Source organism: Leclercia sp. GLN_9 (assembly GCF_043105735.1).
Lineage (GTDB): Bacteria > Pseudomonadota > Gammaproteobacteria > Enterobacterales > Enterobacteriaceae > Enterobacter > Enterobacter adecarboxylatus.
The window spans coordinates 1-26814 of the sequence record NZ_JBICLV010000040.1; the positions used below are offsets into that span (position 1 = coordinate 1).

Below are 26814 nucleotides of genomic sequence, written 5' to 3' on the forward strand. Positions count from 1 at the left end.
TGGCACGTTCACCGCAGCGGAGGGGGCATAAAGCAGAGATGCTTTAGTGAACGGAACCTTTCCACTTCAGTCTTTTAGAAATATCGACTTGCCTAACTGACTGGCATTACAACCCTGGGTGCTGTTTTTTTTGTACAAACCCCCTCTCCCAGCATCACCTCAAAACTGCACGCACACCGGCTGGTCGACGCGCATCACTGACTCCTGAGCAAAGCGCTGCTTATAGATGCCGCGCAACGCCTCGATATTGCTTTCGCTCCGGGCATCTTTGCCGTGGATGAGCATCAGCGCCTTACTCGACTCGCGCGCCACTTTTCCGTCGTTACCCAGCCACTGCCCACGCGCCTCAAACACCGTTAAGCCATCACGAAAACGCGGGGTGACGTCCTGGTCAACAAACTGCTGCCACTCCTGGCCGGTGATCGCCTCCCCTGCCGGACGGTTCAGGCCAAAATAGAGCGTGGTCTGCTGCATCTGGTTATCAGCTTTGCAAGTGTTATCCGCTATGCTGTGCGATGGGGCGTTGCATCCTGCCAACAGTAAAAGCGCACCCGCCATCAGCCCTGTTTTGATTATCATTGTTCGCTATCCTCATTGTTATATGCCCTTCATGCCTCACGCTGCATGTGCGTTGGCTACGCACCGTCACCCCAGTTACTCACTTATATAAGCGCCTGAGGATTCACGTCTTTGCCACCTTCCTGCGACGCGAAGTATTCAGCGGCAACCCACAGCGATATCAACGTAAATCACGGATTTTGGCAAGAAAAAAGCCGGGCGTGCCCGGCTTAGATTACGAAGGTAAGGGTTCTCCCTCTCCCTCATGGAGAGGGGGAAACACATTATTCAGCCTGTAACTTCGTTGGCGGCGCGGTGTGGTAATGCGCATCCGCTTCCGCAAAGCGTTTCTGCATCGCGGCAGACGGCGCTTTACCCAGCAGGCTGAAGACCACAATCCCGATGCTGGCGAAGATAAAGCCTGGAATGATTTCGTACAGCCCCAGCCACGCGAACTGTTTCCAGACGATAACGGTGACGGCACCAATAATGATCCCCGCCAGCGCGCCGTTGCGGGTCATGCGTGACCACATAACCGAGAACAGCACCACCGGACCGAAGGCCGCACCAAAACCTGCCCAGGCGTAGCTTACCAGGCCCAGCACGCGGTTTTCCGGGTTAGCCGCCAGCGCGATGGAGACCAGCGCCACCACCAGCACCATAGTGCGCCCGACCCACACCAGCTCTTTTTGGCTGGCGCTTTTACGCAGGAATGCTTTGTAGAGATCTTCCGTGATGGCACTGGAGCAGACCAGCAGCTGGCAGCTCAGGGTGGACATCACTGCCGCCAGAATTGCAGAGAGCAGAATACCGGCAATCCATGGGTTGAACAGGATCTGCGTCAGCTCGATGAACACGCGCTCGGCGTTCTGGTTCACCGCACCTGCCAGCGACGGGTTGTTGGTGAAGTAGGCAATACCGAAGAAGCCGACTGCACAGGCCCCGCCCAGACAGAGGATCATCCAGGCCATGCTGATACGACGGGCATGAACGATGGTGTGGTGAGAGTCTGCCGCCATAAAGCGCGCCAGGATGTGCGGCTGGCCGAAGTAACCCAGCCCCCAGCCCATCAGCGAGACAATCGCCACAAAGTTCAGGCCTTTCAGCATATCGACGTTTTCGATGCTCTTCTGCTGGATCACCGCCAGAGAATCACCCAGGCCGCCCACGGAGAGGATCACAATCACCGGGGTCAGGATCAGGGCAAAAATCATCAGGCTCGCCTGCACGGTATCGGTCCAGCTAACCGCCAGGAACCCGCCCACGAAGGTGTAGAGGATGGTTGCCGCAGCACCCGCCCACAGCGCGGTCTCATAGCTCATGCCGAAGGTGCTTTCGAACAGACGCGCCCCGGCCACGATGCCGGAGGCACAGTAGATGGTGAAGAACACCAGGATGACCACCGCAGAGATAATACGCAGCACCCGGCTGTTATCTTCGAAACGCCCGGTGAAGTAGTCCGGCAGGGTCAGGGCGTTATTGTTGGCTTCGGTATGCACGCGCAGACGCCCGGCCACCAGTTTCCAGTTAATCCATGCCCCCACGGTCAGACCGATGGCAATCCAGCTTTCAGAGATCCCGGAGATGAAGATAGCGCCCGGCAGCCCCATCAGCAGCCAGCCGCTCATATCCGATGCGCCCGCCGAGAGCGCGGTGACGACCGGCCCCAGGCTACGCCCACCCAGAATATAATCGTCAAAGTTTTTGGTAGAACGCCATGCAAGGAACCCTATCAGGATCATGCCAAAAATATAGATAAGAAATGTCACCAGCATCGGTGTGCTAATTGCCATTTAAATACTCCGCAAAAATGTTCGACAGCCTTCCCGGCAGTCTTTATTCCACCCCCGGAACGAGGGGGTGATGATGTGTGTTTGTGTTGGCCGCGCGTATCCTGCCGTATGCGCTGCTCTGACACAAACGATTTAACACTGCATTTACATCAATTTCATCCCCGGTTTCACAGCAGATTGCTGGAGGTTGCACTCGCTCACGTTTTTCGCGGTTGCACCTGCAAAAAGTGTTAAGCGCCGCATGAAACCAGGGTTGAAAATGAAAATCCACATCTTTTTTGCGGTTAACCATGCCGTAACAATCCATTCATTTTCCAGCTTGCAAACCGGGTCACATTTAACGAGGTTGCACAAAGTTGCAACATAGTGGATATTTCACATTAACTACACTAGCGCTACTGAATCACAGGAGTTTTTGGCATGGGCATGACCACCATGGGGGTTAAGCTGGATGACGCGACCCGCGAACGGATTAAATCGGCAGCCACGCGAATTGACCGCACGCCACACTGGTTAATTAAGCAGGCCATCTTTAATTATCTGGAAAAGCTGGAGAGCAACGACGACCTGCCAGAGCTGCCTGCCCTGCTGGCCGGTGCCGCCAATGAGGGCGACGAGCACGCCGAGGCCGCCGAAGAGATCCACCAGCCGTTCCTCGAATTTGCCGAGCAGATCCTGCCTCAGTCGGTGAGCCGCGCGGCCATTACCGCCGCCTACCGCCGCGCCGAGACCGATGCCGTCCCGATGCTGCTGGAGCAGGCGCGCCTGCCGGAGCCGATTGCCACCCAGGCCCATAACCTGGCGTATCAGCTGGCCGAAAAACTGCGCAGCCAGAAAACCGCCACCGGCCGTGCCGGAATGGTACAGAGCCTGCTGCAGGAGTTCTCCCTCTCCTCCCAGGAGGGCGTGGCCCTGATGTGTCTGGCGGAAGCGCTGCTGCGTATCCCGGACAAAGCCACCCGCGACGCGCTGATCCGCGACAAAATCAGCAACGGCAACTGGCATTCACACATTGGCCGCAGCCCATCGCTGTTCGTTAACGCCGCCACCTGGGGTCTGCTGTTCACTGGCCGTCTGGTCTCCACCCATAACGAAGCCAGCCTTTCACGCTCCCTGAACCGCATTATCGGCAAGAGCGGCGAGCCGCTGATCCGTAAAGGCGTGGACATGGCGATGCGTCTGATGGGCGAGCAGTTCGTTACTGGCGAAACCATCGCCGAAGCGCTGGCCAACGCCCGCAAGCTGGAAGATAAAGGCTTCCGCTACTCCTATGACATGCTGGGCGAAGCGGCGCTGACCGCTGCCGACGCGCAGGCCTATCTGGTCTCTTACCAGCAGGCGATCCACGCCATTGGTAAAGCCTCGAATGGCCGCGGCATTTATGAAGGCCCGGGGATCTCCATTAAGCTCTCCGCCCTGCACCCGCGTTACAGCCGCGCCCAGTACGACCGCGTGATGGATGAGCTTTACCCACGCCTGAAGTCCCTGACCCTGCTGGCACGCCAGTATGACATCGGGATCAACATCGACGCCGAAGAGGCCGACCGTCTGGAGATCTCCCTCGATCTGCTGGAAAAACTGTGCTTCGAGCCAGAGCTGGCAGGCTGGAACGGGATTGGCTTCGTGATCCAGGCCTACCAGAAACGCTGTCCGTTCGTGATTGATTACCTGATCGACCTCGCCACCCGCAGCCGTCGCCGCCTGATGATCCGTCTGGTGAAGGGCGCCTACTGGGACAGCGAGATCAAGCGCGCCCAGATGGAAGGCCTGGAGGGCTATCCGGTCTATACCCGCAAGGTCTACACCGACGTCTCTTATCTTGCCTGTGCCAAAAAGCTGCTCGGCGTGCCGAACCTGATTTACCCGCAGTTCGCTACCCACAACGCCCACACCCTGGCGGCCATTTATCAACTCGCCGGTCAGAACTACTATCCGGGCCAGTACGAGTTCCAGTGCCTGCACGGCATGGGTGAACCGCTGTACGAGCAGGTCACCGGTAAGGTTGCGGATGGCAAACTGAACCGTCCGTGCCGGATTTATGCCCCTGTGGGCACCCATGAAACCCTGCTGGCGTATCTGGTGCGTCGTCTGCTGGAAAACGGGGCCAACACCTCCTTTGTTAACCGCATCGCCGATGCCACTCTGCCGCTGGACGAGCTGGTGGCGGATCCGGTGCTGGCGGTGGAAAAAATGGCCGCTCAGGAAGGTCAGGTGGGTCTGCCGCATCCGAAGATTGCCCTGCCGCGCGAGCTGTACGGTGCAGGCCGTATCAACTCCTCCGGTCTGGACCTGGCGAACGAACACCGTCTGGCCTCGCTCTCTTCGTCGCTGCTCAACAGCGCCCTGCAGAAATGGCAGGCCAAACCGATCCTTGAGCAGCCGGTGAGCAACGGCGAAATGCAGCCGGTGGTCAACCCGGCTGAGCCGAAAGACATCGTCGGTTTCGCCCGCGAAGCCACCGAGCAGGAAGTGGATCTGGCCCTCGACAGCGCGGTGAACAATGCGCCAATCTGGTTCGCCACGCCGCCGCAGGAGCGTGCCGCGATCCTGGAGCGCGCTGCGGTGCTGATGGAAGATCAGATGCAACAGCTGATTGGTATTCTGGTGCGCGAAGCCGGTAAAACCTTCAGCAACGCGATCGCCGAAGTGCGCGAGGCGGTTGACTTCCTGCACTACTATGCCGGTCAGGTCCGTGACGACTTTGACAACGAAACCCATCGCCCGCTGGGGCCGGTGGTCTGTATCAGCCCGTGGAACTTCCCGCTGGCCATCTTCACCGGTCAGATTGCTGCCGCGCTTGCCGCCGGTAACAGCGTGCTGGCGAAACCGGCCGAGCAGACCCCGCTGATTGCCGCCCAGGGGATCAACATCCTGCTGGAAGCGGGCGTACCGGCAGGCGTGGTGCAACTGCTGCCAGGCCGCGGCGAAACCGTGGGCGCGAAGCTGACCGCCGACAACCGCGTGCGCGGCGTGATGTTCACCGGCTCCACCGAAGTGGCCTCCCTGCTGCAACGCAACATCGCCACCCGTCTGGATGCCCAGGGCCGTCCGACCCCGCTGATTGCGGAAACCGGCGGCATGAACGCGATGATCGTGGACTCCTCTGCCCTCACCGAGCAGGTGGTGGTGGACGTGGTCGCCTCGGCCTTCGACAGCGCCGGACAGCGCTGCTCTGCCCTGCGTGTGCTGTGCCTGCAGGATGATATCGCTGACCACACCCTGAAGATGCTGCGTGGCGCGATGGGCGAATGCCGGATGGGCAACCCAGGCCGTCTGACCACCGATATCGGCCCGGTAATTGATGCCGAAGCCAAAGCGAATATTGAGAATCACATTCAGGCGATGCGCGCCAAAGGCCGTCCGGTATTCCAGGCGGTGCGTGAGAACAGCGAAGACGCCCGCGAATGGACCAGCGGCACCTTCGTGGCGCCAACCCTGATCGAGCTGGCCAGCTTCGACGAACTGAAAAAAGAGGTCTTTGGCCCGGTGCTGCACGTGGTGCGTTACAACCGTAACAACCTCGATCAGCTGATTGAGCAGATTAATGCCTCCGGTTATGGCCTGACGCTGGGCGTGCATACCCGTATAGACGAAACCATCGCTCAGGTGACCGGCAGCGCGAAAGTCGGCAACCTGTACGTGAACCGCAATATGGTTGGCGCGGTCGTCGGCGTGCAGCCGTTTGGCGGCGAAGGGCTGTCGGGCACCGGTCCGAAAGCCGGTGGTCCAATGTACCTGTACCGCCTGTTGGCGAACCGCCCGGCGAATGCCCTCGGCGTGACCCTGGCGCGTCAGGATGCACAACTTCCGGTGGATGCCCAGGTGAAAGCGGTGCTGACTCAGCCGCTGGAAGCCCTGGCCACCTGGGCAGAAAAACGTCCTGAACTGCGGGCGCTGTGCCAGCAGTATGGCGAGCTGGCCCAGGCGGGTACGCAGCGTGTGCTGCCTGGCCCGACCGGCGAGCGTAACACCTGGACCCTGATGCCGCGCGAGCGCGTGCTCTGTGTGGCGGATAACGAGCAGGATGCGCTGATCCAGCTGGCAGCCGCGCTGGCGACCGGATGTGAAGTGCTGTGGCCGGAAGATGGCCTGCACCGTGACCTGGCGAAGCAGCTGCCGAAAGCGGTGACCGCGCGCATTCACTTTGCGAAAGCGGATGTACTGACCAGCCAGCCGTTTGATGCGGTGATCTATCACGGCGATTCCGACCAGCTGCGCGAGCTGTGCGAACAGGTTGCGGCCCGTAGCGGCGCGATTGTGTCGGTGCAGGGCTTCGCCCGCGGCGAGGACAATCTGCAGCTGGAGCGTCTGTACGTGGAGCGCTCCCTGAGCGTGAACACCGCTGCCGCAGGGGGTAATGCCAGCCTGATGACCATCGGCTAAACGTGCAATCTTTCCCCGGTGGCGCTACGCTTACCGGGGCTACAGATAGCGTGACAATGTGGTTTTCACCGGCCGGATAAGCGTAGCGCATCCGGCTTTTTTACACGGAGAGAAACATGAAAAGAGCTTTTATTGCCGGGGCAGCGTTACTGCTGAGCGCCAGCGCGCTGGCGGATGAGTGCGGTAACGCCAGCACCCAGGTTGAGATGAACACCTGCACCGCGCAACAGTATCAGGCGGCGGATAAAACCCTGAACCAGACGTATCAGGCCGTCATGAAGCGCGCCGCGACACCCCAGCGCGATCTGCTGAAAAAAGCCCAGCAGGCGTGGATCGCCCTGCGCGATGCCGACTGCGCCCTTATCGGTTCGGGTACCGCAGGCGGCTCCGTGCAGCCGATGATCATTAATCAGTGCATGACGGAGAAAACCAACGAACGGGACGCTTTCCTGGCCTCGCTGATGCAGTGTGAAGAGGGCGATTTAAGCTGCCCGCTTCCGCCGTCCAGTTAACGCACCCGGATCCCTTCGATAATCATCCGCTGCACGTTATCCACGGTGCTGTGGAAGAAGTCATCATCCTTGAGCGACTTGCCGGTCACCGCCTCCACCTGGGCGGAAAAGTCGGCGTAGTGCTGGGTGGCGGCCCAGATCATAAAGATCAGATGGTGCGGATCCACCGGGGCCAGTTTGCCAGTGTCCACCCAACCGGCAATGATCGCCGACTTCTCATCTACCAGCGATTTCATGTCCCCGCTCAGCACCGTTTTCAGCAGCGGTGCCCCCTGCAACATCTCCAGACAGAACAGCCGCGAGGCCTGCGGATAGTCGCGGGAGACCTCCAGCTTGAGGCGGATATACTGCTGGATCGCCACCAGCGGGGTCAGCTCTTCGCGAAACGCCTTCAGCGGCGCCAGCCAGATATCGAGGATCTGTTGCAGAACGGCCACGTACAGCGCCTCTTTTGAGGGGAAGTAGTAGAGCAGATTGGTTTTCGACACCCCCGCCAGCTCGGCTACCTGCTCCAGGCGCGTGCCGTGAATGCCAAACTGCGAAAAGGTCTCCAGCGCCGCCGAGAGAATGGCCTGTTTTTTCGCGCTCACTGCCTGGGAACGTTTACCGCCCGTTTTCACTGCGCCTTGTACCATTGGCTCACTCCTTGTTGATCTGCACCCAGCATAGCAAAAACCCCTGAGTTACCACGACAATCTGCACCGCTACCGCGCACGACTGCCTGCTTTGTGTGCAACTATTTTGACCAGACAGTCCACTTTTATCGCCTGCTTTTCCTCAACCAATCATTAACACATTAATAACATTAGTAATTTCAAACCTGGCATCCGCTTTGCAAAACAGGCTTACGCGGCTGAACAGGAGATGCAGGATGCAGCGCCACGTCTGACTTTCACCCCATGTTGAGATGAAGAGAGGTTAGTGATGAAAATTGGCGTATTCGTTCCCATTGGCAATAACGGCTGGCTTATCTCCACCCACGCGCCGCAGTACATGCCGACCTTCGAGCTGAACAAAGCCATTGTGCAAAAAGCGGAGCACTACCACTTCGATTTTGCCCTGTCGATGATCAAGCTGCGCGGCTTCGGCGGCAAAACCGAATTCTGGGATCACAACCTGGAGTCCTTCACGCTGATGGCCGGGCTGGCGGCAGTCACCTCCCGCATCCAGATCTACGCCACCGCCGCCACGCTCACCCTGCCCCCGGCGATTGTCGCGCGGATGGCCTCCACCATCGACACCATCTCCGGCGGCCGCTTTGGCGTCAATCTCGTTACCGGCTGGCAAAAACCGGAGTACGAGCAGATGGGACTCTGGCCGGGCGATGAGTATTTCTCGAAGCGCTACGACTATCTCACCGAGTATGTCCAGGTCCTGCGCGATCTGTGGGGCACCGGCAAAAGCGACTTTAAAGGTGAGTTCTTCACCATGGACGACTGCCGCGTCAGCCCGCAGCCCTCGGTGCCCATGAAGGTGATCTGCGCCGGGCAGAGCGATGCGGGGATGGAGTTCTCGGCAAACTATGCCGACTTCAACTTCTGCTTTGGCAAAGGGGTCAATACGCCGACGGCCTTCGCCCCCACCGCGGCTCGCATGAAACAGGCTGCTGAAAAAACCGGGCGCGATGTCGGCTCCTATGTGCTGTTTATGGTGATAGCCGATGAAACCGACGAAGCGGCGCGGGCGAAGTGGGAGCATTACAAAGCCGGGGCCGACGACGAAGCCCTGAGCTGGCTCAGCGAACAGAGCCAGAAAGACACCCGCTCCGGGGCAGACACCAACGTGCGGCAGATGGCAGACCCGACCTCCGCAGTAAATATCAATATGGGCACCCTGGTCGGCTCTTATGCCAGCGTGGCGCGGATGCTCGATGAAGTGGCGAGCGTACCCGGTGCCGAAGGTGTGTTGCTCACCTTTGATGATTTCCTGGCCGGAATTGAAACCTTTGGCGAGCGCATCCAGCCGCTGATGACGTGCCGATCGCATCTTCCCGCTGTCACCAGGGAGGTCGCGTAATGACGATCCTGCCCGCACGCCCGGAAGCTATCACCTTCGATCCCGCCCAGAGCGCGCTGATCGTGGTGGATATGCAGAACGCCTACGCCAGCCCTGGCGGCTACCTTGACCTCGCCGGGTTTGACGTCTCCGCCACCCAGCCAGTGATCGACAATATTCGCACCGCGGTGGCTGCGGCTCGCCAGGCCGGGATCCAGATCATCTGGTTCCAGAACGGCTGGGATGAAGAGTACGTGGAGGCAGGCGGCCCCGGCTCGCCCAACTTCCACAAATCCAACGCCCTGAAAACCATGCGCCAGCGCCCGGAATTGCAGGGCAAGCTGCTGGCGAAAGGCGGCTGGGACTACCAGCTGGTGAACGAGCTGGTGCCGCAGCCGGGGGATATCGTGCTGCCGAAACCGCGCTACAGCGGCTTCTTTAATACCCCGCTGGACAGCCTGCTGCGCAGCCGGGGGATCCGCCATCTGATCTTCACCGGCATAGCCACCAACGTGTGCGTGGAATCGACCCTGCGCGACGGCTTCTTTCTCGAATATTTCGGGGTGGTGCTGGAAGACGCCACTCACCAGGCAGGCCCGGCGTTTGCCCAGCAGGCCGCGCTGTTTAACATCGAAACCTTTTTCGGCTGGGTCAGCGACGTCGCCACCTTCTGCGACGCCCTTTCACCATCCACCTATGCCCGTATCGCCTGAGGAGTGAGCCAATGCCAAAATCTGTGATTATCCCGCCAGGCACCAGTACGCCGATCGCCCCCTTTGTGCCAGGTACGCTGGCAGATGGCGTGGTCTACGTCTCGGGCACCCTGCCGTTCGACGCCCACAACAACGTGGTGTTTCCCGATGACCCAAAGGCGCAAACCCGCCACGTGCTACAGACTATCCAGCGCGTTATCGAAACGGCGGGCGGGACGATGGCGGACGTGACCTTCAACAGCATCTTTATTACCGACTGGAAAAACTACGCCGCGATTAACGAAATCTACGCCGAGTTTTTCCCTGGCGATAAACCGGCGCGGTTCTGCATTCAGTGCGGGCTGGTAAAACCCGAGGCGCTGGTGGAGATCGCCACCATTGCCCACATCGGTCAGTGAGGTTGCCATGAACCTTTCAATTTCACCCCCGCCCTTTGCGGGCGCGCCGGTGGTGGTGTTAAGCGCCGGGCTGGGCGGCAGCGGCAGCTACTGGCTGCCCCAACTGGCCGATCTGGAGCAGGATTACCAGGTGGTCTGCTATGACCAGCGCGGCACCGGTAACAACCCCGCCGAGCTGCCGGAGGACTACAGCCTGGCGCAGATGGCCGATGAGCTGTGGCAGGCGCTCAGCACCGCCGGGATCGGGCGCTTTTCGGTGATCGGCCATGCACTGGGGGCGCTGATCGGCCTGCAGCTGGCGGTGGATCGCCCTGAAGCGATCGACGCGCTGGTGTGCGTCAACGGCTGGCTGACGCTGCATCCCCATACCCGGCGCTGTTTTCAGGTGCGCGAGCGACTGCTGCATGCCGGTGGTGCGCAGGCGTGGGTAGAAGCTCAGCCGTTGTTCCTCTATCCCGCCGACTGGATGGCCGCCCGTCAGCCGCGCATGGAGGCCGAAGAGGCGCTGGCGCTGGCCCATTTTCAGGGTAAAGCCACCCTGCTGCGCAGACTGAACGCTCTCAAGCGGGCCGATTTCAGCCGCCTGGCGACAGAGATCCGCTGCCCGGTGTTAACGATCTGCTCTGCCGACGATCTGCTGGTGCCAGCCGTCTGTTCATCCCAGCTCCACGCCGCCCTGCCCGACAGCACCCTCACGGTGATGCCCCGGGGAGGCCACGCCTGCAACGTTACCGAGCCGGAGGTTTTCAACGCCCTGCTACAAAACGGGCTTGCCAGTCTGCTGCATCGCCATGAACGTTTATCGAAGGAGTTGCCATGAGTGAAGCCATCACCCCAACCGCGCAGCATGCGCTGTTTACCGAAGCGCGGACCCATAACGGCTGGCTGGACCGCGCGGTCAGCGACGAGACGCTGCGTGAAATATACGAGCTGATGAAGTGGGGGCCGACCTCAGCCAACTGCTCTCCGGCGCGGATGGTGTTTATCCGCACCCCGGAAGGCAAAGAGAAACTGCGTCCGGCTCTATCCAGCGGCAACCTGCAAAAAACTCTCACCGCCCCGGTGACGGCCATCGTTGCCTGGGACAGCCAGTTTTACGATCGGCTGCCAGAGCTGTTTCCCCATGGCGACGCCCAGAGCTGGTTCACCGCCAGCCCGCAGCTTGCCGAGGAGACCGCCTTTCGCAACAGCACCCTGCAAGCCGCGTATCTGATTGTCGCCTGCCGGGCACTCGGGCTGGATACCGGGCCGCTGTCCGGCTTCGACCGGGAGACGGTGGATGCCGCCTTCTTTACCGGCAGCAACCTGAAAAGCAATCTGCTGATCAACATCGGTTACGGCGATACAAGCAAACTTTACGGCCGCCTGCCCCGCCTGAGCTTTGATGACGCTTGCGGGCTGGTATAAGGAGCAACCATGAACATTGATAAACAAGTCTTTCGTGATGCCATGGCCTGCCTCGGGGCGGCGGTGAATATCATTACCACCGACGGCCCGGCCGGACAGGCGGGCTTTACCGCCAGCGCGGTGTGCAGCGTCACCGATTCGCCGCCGACGCTGCTGGTGTGCCTCAATCGCGGTGCTTCGGTGTGGCCAGTTTTTAACGACAACCGCACCCTGTGCGTTAACACCCTGAGCGCCGGGCAGGAATCGCTCTCCAATCTGTTTGGTGGCAAGACCCCGATGGCAGAACGCTTCGCCGCCGCCCGGTGGCAGACCGGGGACACCGGCTGCCCGCGGCTGGACGATGCGCTGGCCTCATTCGACTGCCGCATTAGCCAGGTGGTGAGCGTCGGCACGCACGACATTCTGTTTTGCGAGATCGTTGCTATAACCCGCCACCCGGTGCCTCAGGGCCTGGTGTGGTTTGACCGCGGCTACCACGCCCTGATGCGACCCGCCTGTTAACCCTCCTTAAGGAGCAGCTGATGGCACTATTCGGTTTTCCTCACTGGCAGTTGAAATCGACCTCTTCAGACCGCGGCGTGGTCGCGCCGGATGAACGCCTCCCGCTGGCGCAAACCGCGGTGATGGGCGTCCAGCACGCGGTGGCGATGTTTGGCGCCACGGTCCTGATGCCCATTCTGATGGGGCTGGATCCCAATCTGTCGATACTGATGTCGGGGATCGGCACGCTGCTGTTCTTTGTCATCACCGGCGGACGGGTGCCAAGCTATCTCGGCTCCAGCGCGGCCTTTGTCGGGGTGGTGATTGCCGCCACCGGCTTTAACGGGCAAGGGATTAACCCGCAACTGAGCGTGGCGCTGGGCGGGATTATCGCCTGCGGGGCGATCTACACCGTCATTGGCCTGGTGGTGATGAAGCTCGGTACCCGCTGGATAGAACGGCTGATGCCGCCGGTGGTCACCGGGGCAGTGGTAATGGCGATTGGCCTGAACCTCGCCCCCATCGCCGTGAAAGGGGTGTCCGGCTCGGCGTTTGACAGCTGGATGGCGGTGGTCACGGTGCTGTGCATTGGCCTGGTGGCGGTGTTTACCCGGGGGATGATCCAGCGGCTGCTGATCCTTGTGGGGCTGATCCTCGCCTGCCTGATCTACGCCCTGCTCACCAGCGTGTTGGGGTTTGGCAAACCGGTCGATTTCGCCCTTGTGCAGCAGGCGGCGTGGTTTGGCCTGCCGCAGCTGACCTCACCCACCTTTAACGGCCAGGCGATGATGCTGATCGCCCCGGTGGCGGTGATTCTGGTGGCAGAGAACCTCGGCCACCTGAAGGCAGTAGCCGGAATGACCGGGCGCAATATGGACCCGTGGATGGGGCGGGCCTTTGTCGGCGACGGGCTGGCGACCATGCTCTCCGGCTCGGTGGGCGGCAGCGGCGTGACCACCTATGCCGAGAATATCGGCGTGATGGCGGTGACCAAGGTCTACTCGACGCTGGTGTTCGTGGCGGCGGCGGTGATCGCCATCCTGTTGGGCTTTTCACCTAAATTTGGCGCGCTGATCCACACCATTCCGGCCGCAGTATTTGGCGGGGCGTCAATCGTGGTGTTTGGTCTGATTGCGGTGGCCGGGGCGCGGATCTGGGTGCAGAACCGGGTCGATCTCAGTCAGAACGGCAACCTGATTATGGTCGCCGTGACCCTGGTACTGGGTGCCGGTGATTTTGCTCTCTCCCTGGGCGGCTTTACCCTGGGCGGGATCGGCACCGCCACCTTTGGCGCGATTGCGCTTAACGCCCTGCTCAGCCGCCGGATGGCGGCAGTCCCGCAGGGCGAAGCCGTGACTCAGGAGCCTTGATCCAGCGTGGCGCTGTCGGCCTCCGCCAGCGCCTTTTTCTTTCTTTTAAGCTTCAGCTCGCTCACCAGCACGCCCGCGATAATAAAGGCTGCCCCCACCAGGGCGAGTAACGGCAGGCGCTCCCCGGCCAGACGGCCAAAAATTCCCGCCCACACCGGCTCCCCAGTGTAGATCACCGTCGCCCGGGTTGGCGAGACGCTGCGCTGCGCCCAGTTCATGGTGACCTGAATAATGGCGCTGAAAATCCCCAGCCCGAGGGCCACAATCACCAGGCCTGACGAGAGCGGCGGCACGGACTCCCCCGCCGGGAGCATCGACAGAAACGCCACCAGCGAGGCGGTAGCCAACTGCACAACGGTGACGCGCTTGACGTCCACCTTTCCAGCCCAGGCACTGATCAAAATAATCTCAGCGGCAATCGCCACCGCACCTACCAGGGTGATCATCTCCCCCGGTCCGAGCGCCAGCAGGTTATCGTCTGGCCCCGCCAGCAGGATCAGGCCGATAAAGGCCAGCACGATGCCGATGCAGGACATCACACCCGGCATGCGGCGCAGGCACAGCCACTGCAACAGCGGCACCAGCGGGACATACATGGCGGTGATAAAGGCTGATTTACTGCTGGGGATCGACTGCAGCCCCCAGGTTTGCAGACTGTAGCCCATTGCAATGGAGACGCCGATCGCCAGCCCGGCTTTCAGTTCGGTCATGGTGAGGCCAGGCAGCGTTTTCAGGGAGATGATCGCCACCGCGATAGCCGCCGTGGCGAAGCGCAGGCCAACAAAAAAGAAGGGATCGCTGAGCGTAACGGCGTACTGCACGGCAAGAAAAGTCCCACCCCAGAACATGGTGATAAGGATCAGGATCGCTTCCTGCGGTTTGATCGAAAAGGCATAACGGGAGGAGGACATGAGGCACCAGCACAAAGAGTCAATCCGCTAGTGTGAAAGGAATTTGATAACACTTCAATAACAGACATAAAAAAACCGCCGGGAGGCCCGGCGGCGGGGGATGCCAGGGGTCATGAGACCCATACTTCAGACGGCTGCAACTTAACTGCTTTTGTTGCCGCCATGGCTATTTTTGCCCCCTTTTTTGCCAGCTTCGGATGCGCGTTGAGGATCGTTTTTGAAGTTCCCCCCGCTTTGCTGGCCACCTTTACGTCCTGCTTCTGATGCTCTTTCACGGTCTTCTGCAAAATTACCTGACCCACCACGATGGTTTGCCATGTCGGACCTCCAGAGTTATAAAACATAAGACTTAATACTGTATTCAGTGAAAGCGAATTCTTTCACCTGATGGCGCTAAAAAAGTGTCTTTAACTGCGCCACGTGAACCTAAGCTTAGTGGAGTATGGGTATTTAGCCAGCTAACCGTAATATTCTGCAATATGAAATCAGCCTTTCGTATGACGTTCGCTAAAACGAAACCATAAGCCGTTCTTATCATTCTAAAAATCCACAATACCGAAAATGTTTCATTTTGCTACGTAAAAGAAGCCATCCTGTTTTATGTTTGAAATCAAATAAATGCCCTCAAAATTTGCAGTCTCGCCGTCACGTCATATCTTTAAAAGAGCGCAGCATGCCGCTGCCTTCAAAATCATGCGAGGAGTGAAGCGAAATGACGAAAATTCTGGTGCTCTACTATTCCATGTACGGACACATCGAGACCATGGCTCATGCAGTGGCGGACGGCGCCAGGAAAGTCGAGGGAGTGGAGGTGGTGATCAAACGCGTACCGGAAACCATGCCGGCAGACGCCTTTGCCAAAGCCGGAGGCAAAGCGCAGGATGCGCCGGAAGCATCACCGCAGGAGCTGGGCGATTACGACGCCATTATTTTTGGCACCCCGACGCGCTTTGGCAATATGTCCGGGCAGATGCGTACTTTCCTCGACCAGACCGGTGGCCTGTGGGCCAAAAATGCGTTACACGGCAAGATCGCCAGCGTATTTAGCTCTACCGGCACCGGCGGCGGTCAGGAGCAGACCATCACGTCGACCTGGACGACCCTGGCTCATCACGGGATGGTGATCGTGCCCATCGGCTACGGCACGCCGGAGCTGTTTGATATTTCACAGGTCCGCGGCGGCACGCCATACGGTGCAACGACCATTGCCGGGGGTGACGGCTCGCGCCAGCCGTCGGAAGCAGAACTGAACATTGCCCGCTATCAGGGTGAATACGTTGCCGGTCTGGCTGCTAAACTGAAAGGTTAATACTCAACAGGAGGTTCACTATGCCAACTCAAGAAGCTAAAGCACATCGCGTCGGAGAATTTGCGCGTTTACGTAATACGTCACCGGAGATCGCCGAGGCGATTTTTGAAGTCGCAAACTATGACGAAAAACTGGCCGAGAAAATCTGGGAAGAAGGCAGTGATGAAGTGCTGGTGATCGCCTTCGACAAAACCGACAAAGACTCGCTGTTCTGGGGCGAGCAGACCATTGAGCGTAAAAACGTTTGATACCCATGCGGACGACTAACGCCTGATGGCGCCAGGCTTATCGGGCCTACAGAATTCGTTCAGGATTGGGATTCGGTAGGTCGGATAAGCAAAGCACCACCCGACACGTTACCCCCCCTCTTTGGGTGTGTAGTGCATCCATTTTATTGGACTCTCTGAATGGGGAGTCCTCTACTCTGATGTACAAATACCCTCGAAGAGGATCTACACGGAAGGCTTTTTCTGAGCGTTACATCAGCTTAATTTCACGTCCGTAAACTCAATGACATCGACGGCCTGAAGGTCGTTATGAAAAATGACGCCTGGTACTACGGGTGCTTAGATTTCTGCTGATATGTTTGTGAAGTCAGCCATAACCCATTCTGGAGTTGTTATGTTTGAATCGTTTGCCTGGATAAATGAGCCTGCAAAGTGGCAGTGCCAGAACGGCACTCTGCAGGTCACCACCGATGACAAAACTGATTTCTGGCGCGAAACCTGGTACGGGTTTGAACGCTTTACCGGTCATGTCTTTGCCACTGAGGTTGAGGGCGATTTTACTTTCCAGCTCAAGATCTGCGCAGACTTTACCACGCTGTACGATCAGGCCGGACTGATGATGATAGGTGATGAACAGCACTGGCTAAAAGCGGGTATTGAATATAACGACGGCGCGCCCGCTATTGGCAGCGTGCTGACGCTCGGCCATTCCGACTGGGCTACAGGAGTTTTTCCCGGCGATGCGCGAGCGTTCTGGCTGAGGCTCACGCGTAAAGGAGACAGCCTGAGACTACAGTATTCAACAGAGGGACAGACGTGGCCTTTAATACGCCTGAGCTATTTTCCGCCGGGTCCGGTCAGGATCGGTACAATGTGTTGTACGCCGGAGCGGGCTGGGCTGGATGTCGTGTTTCAGGACATCCTTTTAACGCCGCCGCTGGATAAGGCACTGCATGATTTGAGCTAATGTCACAAGACCAGCAATAAAAGGCGATTACGTCGCCTGTCTGCTTCTCTGTAAAGATGCCCTCAGGTTATTGATGAAAACATCAAGGTGTATTAATCAAAGCGTTAACAGGAAAAAAAGAGCCCATCTATTCCATGGACTCTTTCTCATATGCCTCGGTTAATCTGCCCCACTTTCAGGGTCAGTACAGAGAGGGGTTAAACTTATTTCGCCGCCGTATTCAGCACCGTATTAAACGTCTCTATCGGGCAGAAGCCATCCGCATCCACCGGGCAGCCGTTCAGCGCCAGAGTAACCCGTTGCGCCGGGGCTTTTAACGACAGGACCTGGGCATTACGTAGCTGCTCCGTACTCTGATAAACATACTCAATTTTCATCAAATCCCGGTTGCCGGTCTTATCGTGCCAGCGCTGGAAAACGATCTTGCCGCCAATCGGCGTGCGCTCGTACTGACCGGGCAGTTGATAAGGCTTGAAATCGAGGGCTTTCAGCAGCGAGGCGATGTTCGAGTCATGCCCCACCAGCAGCGTGATTTTCGGTGCCTTCGCCTGGTCGGTGACCAGCACGTTATCAATGTATTTCACCAGCGGTTTCGCCACGTTCCGCGCCACCTCTGCAGAGGTGAACAGCGAGTCCTGATAACCATTTTTCAGCTGAGACAGCACCCGCCACTGCTGGTCGGTTTTGATCTCGCCCCACGCCACCTGATCCAGCGGGAAGCCTTCGTAATATTGCAGGGTAAAGGCATCCACCAGCGAGTTACCCACCTTCAGTGGGCCGGAGACGCCAGGCTCTTTCTGGTATTCGGCGCTGTAAGTGTCTTTCGCCCCGGTCAGGGAACAGACCTGTTTCTCTTTGCAGGAAGGCGAATCCTTGTAGTCGGTCATCTGCTCCAACAGGCTGTAGCTCTCGTCGAGCTTCATCCCCTGGCGCTCGTTGTTCATCGCCTGCAGCGCTTTCTCGCGGAATTCCGGGGAGTTATCGGTAATAACCGGGTTAAAGGTCGGATCCATGGTGCCCATTTGTTCCTGATGGTGCACCGGCACATCGCAGCCCGGGAAGGCCCCGGTAATGAAGAACTGCGCGGTCGCCACCGTGCGTTGCAGGCTGTTGGCATAGGCATAAACGCTGTTCGCCGTCGGGCACTCCCCGGCGGTTACCACGCCCTCCTCTGCCAGCCACTCGCGCATGTAGTGGCCCATATAGACCTCCAGCACCCCGCCTTTGGTGGTGAGCTGCCCGCCAGGCACATCCCACTCCGGCCATTTTTCCGGGGTTGACTGCTCCAGCACGCTGCCGTTGTTGGCCAGCGGCGCACGCAGGTTATGGCGGCTCATAATCAGAACCTGTTGCAGCTGATATCCTTCCGGCGCGGTTTGCGCCTGGACGCCGCCCGACAGACCGATGCTGCATGTCACGGCGACAGCGATTAGTGCTTTTCTCATCCCTAATTCCTCACTCTGATTTATTGTCGTAAACAGTGTGACAGATTTGTGACGGATTACCTGGAGCACACCCGCAAAGTGGCGGCAAACTTTGTGCGGTAGGTAAGAATGGTTTTATAATAAAACTCTGTGCTGATAAGGAGCCGCCATGAAACGTACCCGCCTGGAAGAGAGTCCCTGTGCTGTTGCCCGCTCGCTGGATATTATCGGTGACTGGTGGTCACTGCTGATTGTGCGCGATGCCCTGAGCGGGATTAAACGCTTTGGTGAGTTTCAAAAAAGCCTTGGGATTGCGAAAAACATGCTGGCGACCCGCCTGAAACTGCTGGTGGACGAAGGGATCCTGGTGCTGCAACCCGCCTCTGACGGGAGTGCGTGGCAGGAGTATGTTCTGACAGAAAAGGGCCGCGCCCTGCAAACCGTGCTGCTGGCCCTTTCCCAGTGGGGAAATGCGCATCTGTTTGCGGAAGGGGATGTGGGAACAGTGCTGGTGGATGCCCGGGATCGTAAGCCACTGCGGACGCTGGCGATGGTGGCAAGTGACGGGCGGGAGCTGGGGCCGGATGAGGTTGTGCCAAAGTATCCGCAGACGGAGGGGTGATAATTCATCGTCCCGTTTAACTTACCGGGCAAAGCCGGGTTTACCTGTTCGGGCTGCCCTGCGATGACTCACTCCTGCCCCTTCACCCGCTCAGCAGGCCGTTCGCGATTTAACCGTTTCTGATTCTGCCATCGATACCGGGCTGAGGCTTGCCAAACAGATAGCCCTGGGCGAGATCGCACCCCAGTGCCTGAAGATTTTCCAGCTGTTCCTGCGTTTCAACCCCTTCAGCAACTGTTAGCATGTTGAGGGACTTCGCCATGCCGGTGATGAGTTTGATGATCTTCAGGGCATCTTCCTGCGTGGAGATGGAATGCACAAAGGATTTGTCTATTTTGATTTTATCGAAGGCAAGCTTACTCAGCCGCGAAAGCGAAGAGTAACCCGTGCCAAAATCATCAATGGAGATTTTCACGCCCACTGCTCTGAGCTTGTTGAGCGTATTCATCGGCGTACTGTTCTCGGTAAAGAGAGAAGACTCCGTTACTTCCAGCTCAAGACGGTCTGCCGCAAGGCCTGTCTCTTTCAGAATGGATAGCACCATCCCGGCAAAGGCTTTACTGCTGAGCTGAACAGGCGAGACGTTAACGGAGATTTTGGCCGGTACCGCCCAGGTAGCCGCTTCCCGGCAGGCCATTTCAAGCACAGACTTCCCCATCTCGTTAATCATTCCTGTTTTTTCAGCAACAGGAATAAAGCTATCCGGCGACAGAAGCCCCTTCAGAGGATGCACCCAGCGAATAAGCGCTTCATAGCTGTAAATATCCTGGCTGAACGAATCAACAATAGGCTGATAATAGACCACGAACTCTTTATTCATTAAGGCCATGGCCATATCGTGTTCAAGGGTTCTGCTTTCCAGCAGCTTCTGTAGCATGCGTTGGCGGAAGACCTTGATCTGGCCGGAGCCTTGTTTTTTGGCTTCATAAAGCGCCAAGTCGGCAAATTTATAGAGATAGTCGGCGCGGCGTTCCGTTTCGGAGATAACAATCCCCACGCAGGTCGCGATATTGATAATGGTGTTATCTATGGTGTAGGGCTGGTTGATAGCTTCACAAATCTTTTGCGCTCGCGACACAGCGCTGCTCTCTGTCAGGCCACGCGACAGAAACGCAAATTCGTCCCCACCTAAGCGATAGAGCGTTTCTGTGGTCAGGCTCATCGACGTCAGGCGGTCGGATATCTGGCGCAGCAACATATCGCCGGCATCATGACCATAGGTATCATTGACCTCTTTGAAGCGATCTAAATCAAACAGCATCACAACCACAGAATTATTATTTTTCTCTGCTACCTCGATTATCTTTTTTAAATTATCCCAGAAGAACTGGCGGTTATTCATCCCGGTGAGCGAGTCATGGTAGACGTCATATTCCAGCTGCGTATTCTGGATTTGCAGTTTCTCTTTCGATGTTTGCAGCTCTTCAGCCAGGCTCTGGACCTGAAGGTGTGCCTTGAGAATATTTCTGTTCTGATAAAATATCAGCGTACCCAGTATGGCGCTGAGTATGATCAGCAGGACAGAGGTCGCGGAATAGACATAATACAGCGTCTGAATTTTAAGGTTGGCGCTGTTAATCGAGTTAACATCTTTATTTAACGCACTGGATGAAAGGTTGCTGAGCGGCGCATCAAGGGTATGCATCGTCTTCAGATATGTCTTGAGCTCTGAGCGATTCATTTGCTCAAGATGGAGATCGAGATATTTCAGGGACTTTTCCAGCTCCGCAGCCAGTGCCTGATGCGCTTCAGAACTTTCAATATAATACCCCAGATCCCCTTCTTTCATTAAATCACTCTGGCTGAGCATAATGTCGAGGCGCAGGCGTACATCATCGATGGAGAGCGTTTCATCGATAGCATAAAGACCCAGCATGGACTCAAATCGGTAATATTCGGATACCAACTGTGCCGCCGACCAGGAATCAGTGTAATGCGTCAGTTTTTGTAACTCTTGCTGCCTTTCATGCACAAGGAAAGAGACATACCCGGTAGAGATAAAGAGGAAAAAAATGATGCCCGCCAGTATCCTGTTCATGAAGCTCTCCTGAACGCCTATTCGATCATCATTTTGCTGACCTGCCACGCAGACCTTGAATAGAAAATCTGATTATTCAGTTCAGGCATGCTGTCATAAGGATACACGACGAATAACGGGCCTTTATCACGGATACGCATATACTCCCCGTTGACTTTTAAGGCCAGGATAACGTTGTATTTTTGGGCATCGCTGAGAGGGATTACGGTTGTGTAATCATTGAGCGCGGTGATTTTAAGGACAGACCCCTTCGCCCCAACATACTCCATGAGCTTTTTCAGCGGCACACCCGTAAAGGTCGTGCGCCCATCATACCAGGGAGAGGTGGTCTTAAAACTCACCAGGCCCAGTTTCTCAAGGCTGGCGATATCAAAGACGGCTTTGCCCTCTTCATTTGTATTTTCTATATTACCGGACAGTGTTAAAAGGACTTTGCCGACAGGTTTGGGAAGTTCACCAGCCCAGGCCTGGATGGTTACCACAAAGCTTAACAACAAGACAATTAACCGCATTCTAACCTCATCCTTCTGTCAATTGGTAAGAAGTATAATTTAGTTATTATGCTATTAATATATGTCACCGGACTATTATGGATTCAGCAAATTCATTGAAAAATTCTAACCATACAAATCAACGAGTTAGAGAGAATCGCGCGCTGTAATTTAGATTAAGTCTGGTCTGAAAAAGTATTAGATGTAGGTTAATTTTATTCCGGGCGTACAAAAAACAAGCCAGCACGTTATACAACGCAAATAAACACCCATAAACATAATGGTTTAATTCACTTTGTTGCTACGGGGGAGGGTTGTTTTGCGCAACACAGCGGTGATGAATACACCTGCACATTTTTCATGCCTGTCACGGGGCGTAATTATACGCAACAGGATATATAAGCAGGCCGCCGCTACCGTTTGAGACGGAAAGCGGGTTGCTCGCCCCGCTCTCCTCTGAATGTGCCAACCCGATCCAGCGAATCTCCCCCGCAGGGAAATCACGCCTAAGGAAGGACTACGGTTGAACCCGTCGTACCGCTCGCCACGTAGCCGATGCGATAATTCTCTTTTCCCGCCTGCGGCGCGTCACCAAACCCGACCTCTAACACCTGCCAGCGGCTGACATCCCATGCGCACAGCGGCGCACGCAGGGTCAGTGCCGACAGGTCGCTGTGGGGGGCGATCGGCTGGCGATCCATCGACAGCCAGGCGGCCTCTTTTACCTCATCAACAGCAGGCAGGCGCAGCGCCAGCCAGGTATCGATCTGCGGCCAGCCAAAATCCTCGGTCAGCTTGCGAAAGCCAGGGCTTTGTAAAAATTGCGCCATCGCCCCGGCATCTTCCCAGACGTAGAGCGGCGCATAGCGGTTTTCTTCGGTATGGGCGTCTTCACGTCGCGAGACGAGAAACGCTTTAAACAGCAGCCCGGCGAAACCGTTCAGCCGGGCACCGTTCTGCGCAATGCGCTTCTCAACGATGGCCATGTCGTAGTCGGCAGGCAGGGTAAAGCGGTATTGCATCACGATCATAACCCCTCCTCCGACAGCATTCGTCCCTGGCTGAAGCTCCAGTCATCGGCGGTGTTAAAGTGGATCATCACCATCACATCATCCGGGTGTATGCCCAGCGCCGCGTGCAGCCGATCGCACAGCAGGCGGCAGAAATTGCGCTTCTGTTCGCGCGAGCGGGGCTTGCCCGCCAGAATGTGGAACTGAATAAAATTGTCGCTGCGTCCGCCACTTTTATAGTGGCGGTCGAACAGGCGCTGTCCGGCGGGGATCGCCTCGAAAAGCTGAAAGCGATCGCCGGGCGGGACGGCAAACTCCGCCTCGAGACTCTGCTGCAGGATGTCGGAGATCTGCGCGATCTGCACGTCGCTGTACCCCGGACGCAGGGAGATACGGGTGAAAGGCATCGGGGTTACTCCTCGTCCAGGCAGCCAAGGGCCGACACCGCCGCAGGCCAGCCGGCGTAGAACGCCAGATGGGTGAAGGCTTCGGTGATCTCCTCTTTGCTCAGGCCGTTTTGCTGCGCAAAGTCGATATGCCAGGGCAGCTGCTGGACGCGCCCCAGGGCCGTCAGGGCGGCCAGGGTGATCAGGCTGCGATCGCGCGGGGAGAGCGCATCACGCTTCCAGATATCATTGAAAAGGACCTCCCTGCTCAGCTCAGCCAGTTTGGGTGCGACGCGGGACAGGGTTTCCGCAGTCAGTGATTTCGCCATGGTGTGCTCTCCGTATTGACAGTAAGCCGATTCTGGCGCGATATTTTCATCCTGAAAATCAAATAACATGCGGCCTACCATCCCGTATTTCAGGACGATTATGAACAAGATCCCGCCCACGCTCGACCTCGATGCCCTGCGCAGTTTTATCACCGGCATGGAGTGCGGCAGCTTCGCCCAGGCCGCCATTCGCCTCTGCCGCTCCACCTCTGCGGTCAGCGCCCAGCTGAAAAAGCTGGAACAGCAGTGCGGGGCAGACCTGGTGATGAAAAAGGGCCGTGGCCTGGCGCTGACCCGCGACGGCGAGATCGTCATGAGCTATGCCCGCCGGATGCTGGCCCTGAATGATGAGATGCAGTGCGCCCTGAAAGGGGAACAGTTACAGGAGGAGATCCGCATCGGCATGCAGGAGGATTTTGGCGAGTCGCTGATGCCGGGCATTCTGGGGGAATTCAAACGCCACCATCCCGATGTGCGGATCATTGCCCGGGTCGATCGCAACCGGGCTTTGCTCAATGCCTTTGATGATGACGCCCTCGATATGGTGCTGCTGTGGCAGAACGCACAGGAAAAGCGTCAGGGCCAGCTGATTGGCCAGCGCCAGATGGCGTGGATCCAGCCTCCGGACATGGACATCTGCACTCTGTTGGCCCGGGGCGAACCTCTGCCCCTGGTCATGTTTGACTCCCCCTGCCTGATGCGCGCCCGTGCCATCGACTGCCTGAACCAGGCGGGCATCCCCTGGCGGGTGGTGTTTGTCAGCCACAGCCTGAGCGGCATCTGGGCGGCGGTGCAGGCGGGACTCGGCGTCACCCTGCGCACCCGTATCGGCATGCCGGGCAACCTGCGGGTGGCGGAGAGTGTTCTGCCTGCGCCAGGAAGCCTGGGGATCACGCTGGAACAAAAGAGCGGAAGCACAGCCCAGACGAAGCTGGAGCAGCTGATGGAAGAGGCGCTGCACAGGGCGATGTGATGTGGCGGATCCTCGCCACAGGTTGTCAGTTTTGCGCCAGTGTCCTGCCCCCTTTTTCGCCAGGATAAAAACACAACATCACCTGGAGAATAACCATGCTGCCCAATCCCTCGCAAAAGTACGCCGCCTTTGCCCCCATTGCGTTACCTGACCGCCAGTGGCCGGATAAGACCTTAACCCACGCGCCACGCTGGCTCTCTACCGACCTGCGCGATGGCAACCAGGCGCTGGCCGAACCGATGGATATTCCGCGCAAGCTGCGCTTCTGGGAGCAACTGCTGAAATGCGGATTTAAGGAGATCGAGGTCGCCTTCCCGTCCGCCTCAGAGACGGACTTTCAGTTCGTCCGTCAGCTGATTGAGGAGCAGCGGATCCCGGATGACGTGACCATTCAGGTGCTCACCCAGGCCCGCAGCGATCTGATTGAGCGCACCTTTGCCTCTCTTGAAGGTGCCAAACGCGCCACGGTGCATCTCTATAACGCCACCGCGCCGCTGTTCCGCCAGCTGGTGTTTCGCCAGAGCAAAGAGGAGATCGTGCAACTGGCCGTCAGCGCCACGCGCCAGATCCGCGCCCTGTGCGAGGCTCACCCCCAGACCCGCTGGAGCTACGAATATTCGCCGGAAACGTTCTGCTTCACCGAACCGGACTTTGCCCTGCAAATCTGCGAGGCGGTGGCGGATGTCTGGGAACCCTCTTCCGCCCGGCCGATGATCATCAACCTCCCCGCCACGGTCGAGGTGAATACGCCCAACGTGTATGCCGATCAGATTGAGTACTTCTGCCGTCACTTTTCCCGCCGGCGTGACGTCTGTATCAGCGTGCATCCCCATAACGATCGCGGCAGCGGCGTCGCCAGCGCCGAGTTGGCTCTGCTTGCCGGGGCCGACCGGGTGGAAGGGTGTCTGTTTGGCAACGGGGAGCGCACCGGCAACGTCTGTCTGGTGACGCTGGCGATGAATCTCTATAGCCAGGGGATTTCGCCGCAGCTCGACTTCAGCGACATGAAGCAGGTTGTGGAGCTGGTGGAGCAGTGCAACCAGCTGCCGGTGCATCCGCGCCACCCTTACGCCGGTAAGCTGGCATTTACCGCCTTCTCTGGCTCTCATCAGGATGCCATCAAAAAAGGGTTTCATGCCCGGGAACAGTCAGCCTCACCGCGCTGGGAGATGCCCTATCTTCCCGTTGATCCGAACGATATCGGTTGTAGCTATGAGGCGGTGATCCGCGTCAACAGCCAGTCCGGGAAAAGCGGCGCGGCCTGGATGCTGGAGCAAAACCACGGTCTGGTATTGCCCCGGGCGTTGCAGCAGGACTTCAGCCGCCACGTTCAGGCCCACACCGACCGGAAAGGCAACGAGATGACGCTGAGCGCGCTGTGGCAGCTCTACCGCGAGCTGTATGGCCCACATCAGCTCGCCCCGCGTCAGTTGCTGGACTACCGGACGGAAAGCCAGCCGGACGGTGGGCTGGTATTGTCGGCCCGGGTGCAGACCGCCGAAGGTATTGTGACCTTAGAGGGGAAAGGCAACGGCCTGCTCTCTGCCGCCGCCAGTGCGATAAAAACCTGCTTTAATCTGACATTCGCGATCGAGGATTATCACGAGCATACCCTCGGCAGGTGCAGCGAAAGCCGGTCGGCGGCCTATATTCGTTGCAGCACTAAGCAGGGTGTGAGCCGCTGGGGAACGGGCATCGACAACGATGTTTCCCGGGCATCGCTTCAGGCATTGTTGAACGCATTGCCGGAAAGCGACTCAGGCTGGAAGTAGTCGCTCGGGGTCACGCCGAGGGTGCGACGGAACATGGCGCTAAAGGCGCTGTGACTCTCATAACCGAGGTCCAGCGCCACCCGGAGCACGGACTGCCCCTGCGCCAGGCGGTTCAGGGCCTCCATCAGCCGCGCCCTGCGCAGCCATTCGCTGAACGCCAGCCCGGTCTGCTGGCGAAAATGCCGCAGCAGGGTACGTTCGCTGATGTTTAACTGGCTGGCCGCCAGCGCCGTCGTCCAGCGCGCGCCCGGCTCGGCCTGGATCTGGCGGCACAGCGCCAGCAGTGCGGGTGACTCTGGCTCGGGAAGATTAAACGGCAGCACGCTTATCCCGCGGATTTCATCGAGGATCAACTCATAAATGCGCTCGGCTCTGCTGCCCGCCGCGTAACTTTCTGGCAGGTGCAGCGAGGCGAGGATCAGCTCGCGCAGCAGGGTGGAAATTTGCACCACCTGGCAAACCGAGGGCAGATCCGCCCGGGCAAAAGGATCGATAAACAGCGTGCGTGCCGCCACGTTGCCGGTGATCAGCAGACGGTGCTGCGTCCCGGCAGGCAGCCAGACGCCCCGCCCCGGCGGCACAATCCAGAACCCCTGCGCGGTCTCCACGCGCACCACCCCGCTCAGGGTATGCAGCAGCTGGGCGCAGGTGTGACTGTGCCACGGCTCCGTTTCGCCATGCGTGTAGTCATGGGCGAAAGGCACCAGCGGGCGCGTGGCAAAGGTGAATTGCTGTTGGGTTGTCAT

At 58.1% G+C, this 26814-nt stretch carries 27 protein-coding genes; 15 read left to right on the forward strand and 12 right to left on the reverse strand.

All coding sequences use genetic code 11. The features are described 5' to 3' along the window. Positions 1–159: 159 nt before the first annotated feature. Positions 160–579 carry a DUF3574 domain-containing protein gene (locus ACF8PE_RS21065; protein ID WP_200142995.1) on the reverse strand — a complete coding sequence of 140 codons (420 nt, stop codon included), beginning with the start codon at positions 577–579 and terminating at the stop codon, positions 160–162. A gap of 263 nt (positions 580–842) precedes the next feature. Next, a complete protein-coding gene (gene putP, locus ACF8PE_RS21070; protein WP_392495235.1) occupies positions 843–2351 on the reverse strand; it encodes a sodium/proline symporter PutP in 1509 nt (502 codons plus the stop codon). Positions 2352–2771: 420 nt separating this feature from the next. On the opposite strand from putP, the gene putA reads away from it, so the two are divergent. Together putA and ACF8PE_RS21080 are read left to right on the forward strand one after the other, a co-directional pair. Then, positions 2772–6734: a trifunctional transcriptional regulator/proline dehydrogenase/L-glutamate gamma-semialdehyde dehydrogenase gene (gene putA / locus ACF8PE_RS21075; RefSeq protein ID WP_059308298.1), complete on the forward strand. Its 3963-nt coding sequence runs from the start codon at positions 2772–2774 to the stop codon at positions 6732–6734. A gap of 116 nt (positions 6735–6850) precedes the next feature. Continuing rightward, entirely contained in the window at positions 6851–7246 is a 396-nt protein-coding gene (locus tag ACF8PE_RS21080; protein ID WP_130589041.1) for a lysozyme inhibitor LprI family protein, read from the forward strand. Here the strand turns inward: ACF8PE_RS21080 and rutR are convergent. Further along, on the reverse strand, positions 7243–7881 hold the full coding sequence (gene rutR / locus ACF8PE_RS21085; RefSeq protein WP_032617479.1) for an HTH-type transcriptional regulator RutR: 639 nt from the start codon (positions 7879–7881) through the stop codon (positions 7243–7245). The genes ACF8PE_RS21080 and rutR overlap by 4 nt on opposite strands. A gap of 289 nt (positions 7882–8170) precedes the next feature. On the opposite strand from rutR, the gene rutA reads away from it, so the two are divergent. Genes rutA through rutG form a run of 7 tightly spaced genes read left to right on the forward strand, consistent with a single transcriptional unit; the run spans position 8171 to position 13609 of the window. Further along, positions 8171–9262 (forward strand): pyrimidine utilization protein A, encoded by a 1092-nt coding sequence (gene rutA / locus ACF8PE_RS21090; RefSeq protein WP_392495236.1) that lies wholly within the window; start codon positions 8171–8173, stop codon positions 9260–9262. After that, the gene (gene rutB / locus ACF8PE_RS21095) at positions 9262–9954 is read left to right on the forward strand and encodes a pyrimidine utilization protein B (RefSeq protein WP_392495237.1); all 693 of its coding nucleotides are present in this window, start codon (positions 9262–9264) and stop codon (positions 9952–9954) included. Before rutA ends, rutB begins: the two co-directional genes overlap by 1 nt. Positions 9955–9965: 11 nt before the next feature. Beyond that, positions 9966–10352 carry a pyrimidine utilization protein C gene (gene rutC / locus ACF8PE_RS21100; protein WP_059308301.1) on the forward strand — a complete coding sequence of 129 codons (387 nt, stop codon included), beginning with the start codon at positions 9966–9968 and terminating at the stop codon, positions 10350–10352. A 7-nt stretch (positions 10353–10359) separates the two neighbouring features. Then, a complete protein-coding gene (gene rutD / locus ACF8PE_RS21105; protein WP_077227307.1) occupies positions 10360–11172 on the forward strand; it encodes a pyrimidine utilization protein D in 813 nt (270 codons plus the stop codon). Further along, the gene (locus ACF8PE_RS21110) at positions 11169–11759 is read left to right on the forward strand and encodes a malonic semialdehyde reductase (RefSeq protein ID WP_392495238.1); all 591 of its coding nucleotides are present in this window, start codon (positions 11169–11171) and stop codon (positions 11757–11759) included. Before rutD ends, ACF8PE_RS21110 begins: the two co-directional genes overlap by 4 nt. Before the next feature lie 9 nt (positions 11760–11768). Continuing rightward, on the forward strand, positions 11769–12260 hold the full coding sequence (gene rutF / locus ACF8PE_RS21115; protein ID WP_059308304.1) for an NADH-dependent FMN reductase RutF: 492 nt from the start codon (positions 11769–11771) through the stop codon (positions 12258–12260). A gap of 20 nt (positions 12261–12280) precedes the next feature. Beyond that, positions 12281–13609, forward strand: coding sequence for a pyrimidine utilization transport protein G (gene rutG, locus ACF8PE_RS21120; protein WP_392495239.1), 1329 nt, complete (start codon positions 12281–12283; stop codon positions 13607–13609). On the opposite strand, the gene ACF8PE_RS21125 is transcribed toward rutG, so the two are convergent. Next, positions 13597–14520: a DMT family transporter gene (locus ACF8PE_RS21125; RefSeq protein WP_032617469.1), complete on the reverse strand. Its 924-nt coding sequence runs from the start codon at positions 14518–14520 to the stop codon at positions 13597–13599. The genes rutG and ACF8PE_RS21125 overlap by 13 nt on opposite strands. Before the next feature lie 141 nt (positions 14521–14661). After that, positions 14662–14838, reverse strand: a complete 177-nt coding sequence (locus tag ACF8PE_RS21130) for a general stress protein (RefSeq protein ID WP_032617468.1) — start codon at positions 14836–14838, stop codon at positions 14662–14664. 394 nt (positions 14839–15232) lie between these two features. On the opposite strand from ACF8PE_RS21130, the gene wrbA reads away from it, so the two are divergent. From wrbA to ACF8PE_RS21145, 3 genes are all read left to right on the forward strand, one after another. After that, positions 15233–15829 carry an NAD(P)H:quinone oxidoreductase gene (wrbA, locus tag ACF8PE_RS21135; RefSeq protein ID WP_032617467.1) on the forward strand — a complete coding sequence of 199 codons (597 nt, stop codon included), beginning with the start codon at positions 15233–15235 and terminating at the stop codon, positions 15827–15829. 20 nt (positions 15830–15849) lie between these two features. After that, the gene (locus ACF8PE_RS21140) at positions 15850–16077 is read left to right on the forward strand and encodes a YccJ family protein (RefSeq protein WP_032617466.1); all 228 of its coding nucleotides are present in this window, start codon (positions 15850–15852) and stop codon (positions 16075–16077) included. Between the two features lie 373 nt (positions 16078–16450). Then, a complete protein-coding gene (locus tag ACF8PE_RS21145; RefSeq protein ID WP_059308307.1) occupies positions 16451–17023 on the forward strand; it encodes a DUF1349 domain-containing protein in 573 nt (190 codons plus the stop codon). Positions 17024–17226: 203 nt separating this feature from the next. On the opposite strand, the gene agp is transcribed toward ACF8PE_RS21145, so the two are convergent. Further along, entirely contained in the window at positions 17227–18468 is a 1242-nt protein-coding gene (gene agp, locus ACF8PE_RS21150; protein WP_032617464.1) for a bifunctional glucose-1-phosphatase/inositol phosphatase, read from the reverse strand. A gap of 148 nt (positions 18469–18616) precedes the next feature. Here agp and ACF8PE_RS21155 point away from each other — a divergent pair, with 148 nt between their 5' ends. After that, positions 18617–19069 (forward strand): helix-turn-helix domain-containing protein, encoded by a 453-nt coding sequence (locus tag ACF8PE_RS21155; protein WP_150870460.1) that lies wholly within the window; start codon positions 18617–18619, stop codon positions 19067–19069. Between the two features lie 109 nt (positions 19070–19178). Here ACF8PE_RS21155 and ACF8PE_RS21160 read toward each other — a convergent pair whose 3' ends face one another. The 5 genes from ACF8PE_RS21160 to ACF8PE_RS21180 form a co-directional block, all read right to left on the reverse strand. Further along, on the reverse strand, positions 19179–21107 hold the full coding sequence (locus ACF8PE_RS21160) for a bifunctional diguanylate cyclase/phosphodiesterase (RefSeq protein WP_150870458.1): 1929 nt from the start codon (positions 21105–21107) through the stop codon (positions 19179–19181). A 17-nt stretch (positions 21108–21124) separates the two neighbouring features. Further along, complete coding sequence (locus ACF8PE_RS21165; RefSeq protein WP_032617461.1) at positions 21125–21619, reverse strand: molybdopterin-dependent oxidoreductase; 495 nt, start codon at positions 21617–21619, stop codon at positions 21125–21127. Between the two features lie 485 nt (positions 21620–22104). Further along, on the reverse strand, positions 22105–22629 hold the full coding sequence (locus ACF8PE_RS21170) for a DUF4865 family protein (RefSeq protein ID WP_077227312.1): 525 nt from the start codon (positions 22627–22629) through the stop codon (positions 22105–22107). Beyond that, positions 22626–23015: a tautomerase family protein gene (locus tag ACF8PE_RS21175; RefSeq protein ID WP_392495240.1), complete on the reverse strand. Its 390-nt coding sequence runs from the start codon at positions 23013–23015 to the stop codon at positions 22626–22628. Before ACF8PE_RS21175 ends, ACF8PE_RS21170 begins: the two co-directional genes overlap by 4 nt. Positions 23016–23020: 5 nt before the next feature. Beyond that, complete coding sequence (locus tag ACF8PE_RS21180; RefSeq protein WP_059309130.1) at positions 23021–23323, reverse strand: carboxymuconolactone decarboxylase family protein; 303 nt, start codon at positions 23321–23323, stop codon at positions 23021–23023. A gap of 100 nt (positions 23324–23423) precedes the next feature. Here ACF8PE_RS21180 and ACF8PE_RS21185 point away from each other — a divergent pair, with 100 nt between their 5' ends. After that, a complete protein-coding gene (locus tag ACF8PE_RS21185; RefSeq protein WP_392495241.1) occupies positions 23424–24296 on the forward strand; it encodes a LysR substrate-binding domain-containing protein in 873 nt (290 codons plus the stop codon). A gap of 95 nt (positions 24297–24391) precedes the next feature. Further along, complete coding sequence (gene leuA, locus ACF8PE_RS21190; protein ID WP_392495242.1) at positions 24392–26068, forward strand: 2-isopropylmalate synthase; 1677 nt, start codon at positions 24392–24394, stop codon at positions 26066–26068. Here the strand turns inward: leuA and ACF8PE_RS21195 are convergent. Continuing rightward, on the reverse strand, positions 26020–26814 hold the full coding sequence (locus tag ACF8PE_RS21195) for a helix-turn-helix domain-containing protein (protein ID WP_191152931.1): 795 nt from the start codon (positions 26812–26814) through the stop codon (positions 26020–26022). The genes leuA and ACF8PE_RS21195 overlap by 49 nt on opposite strands.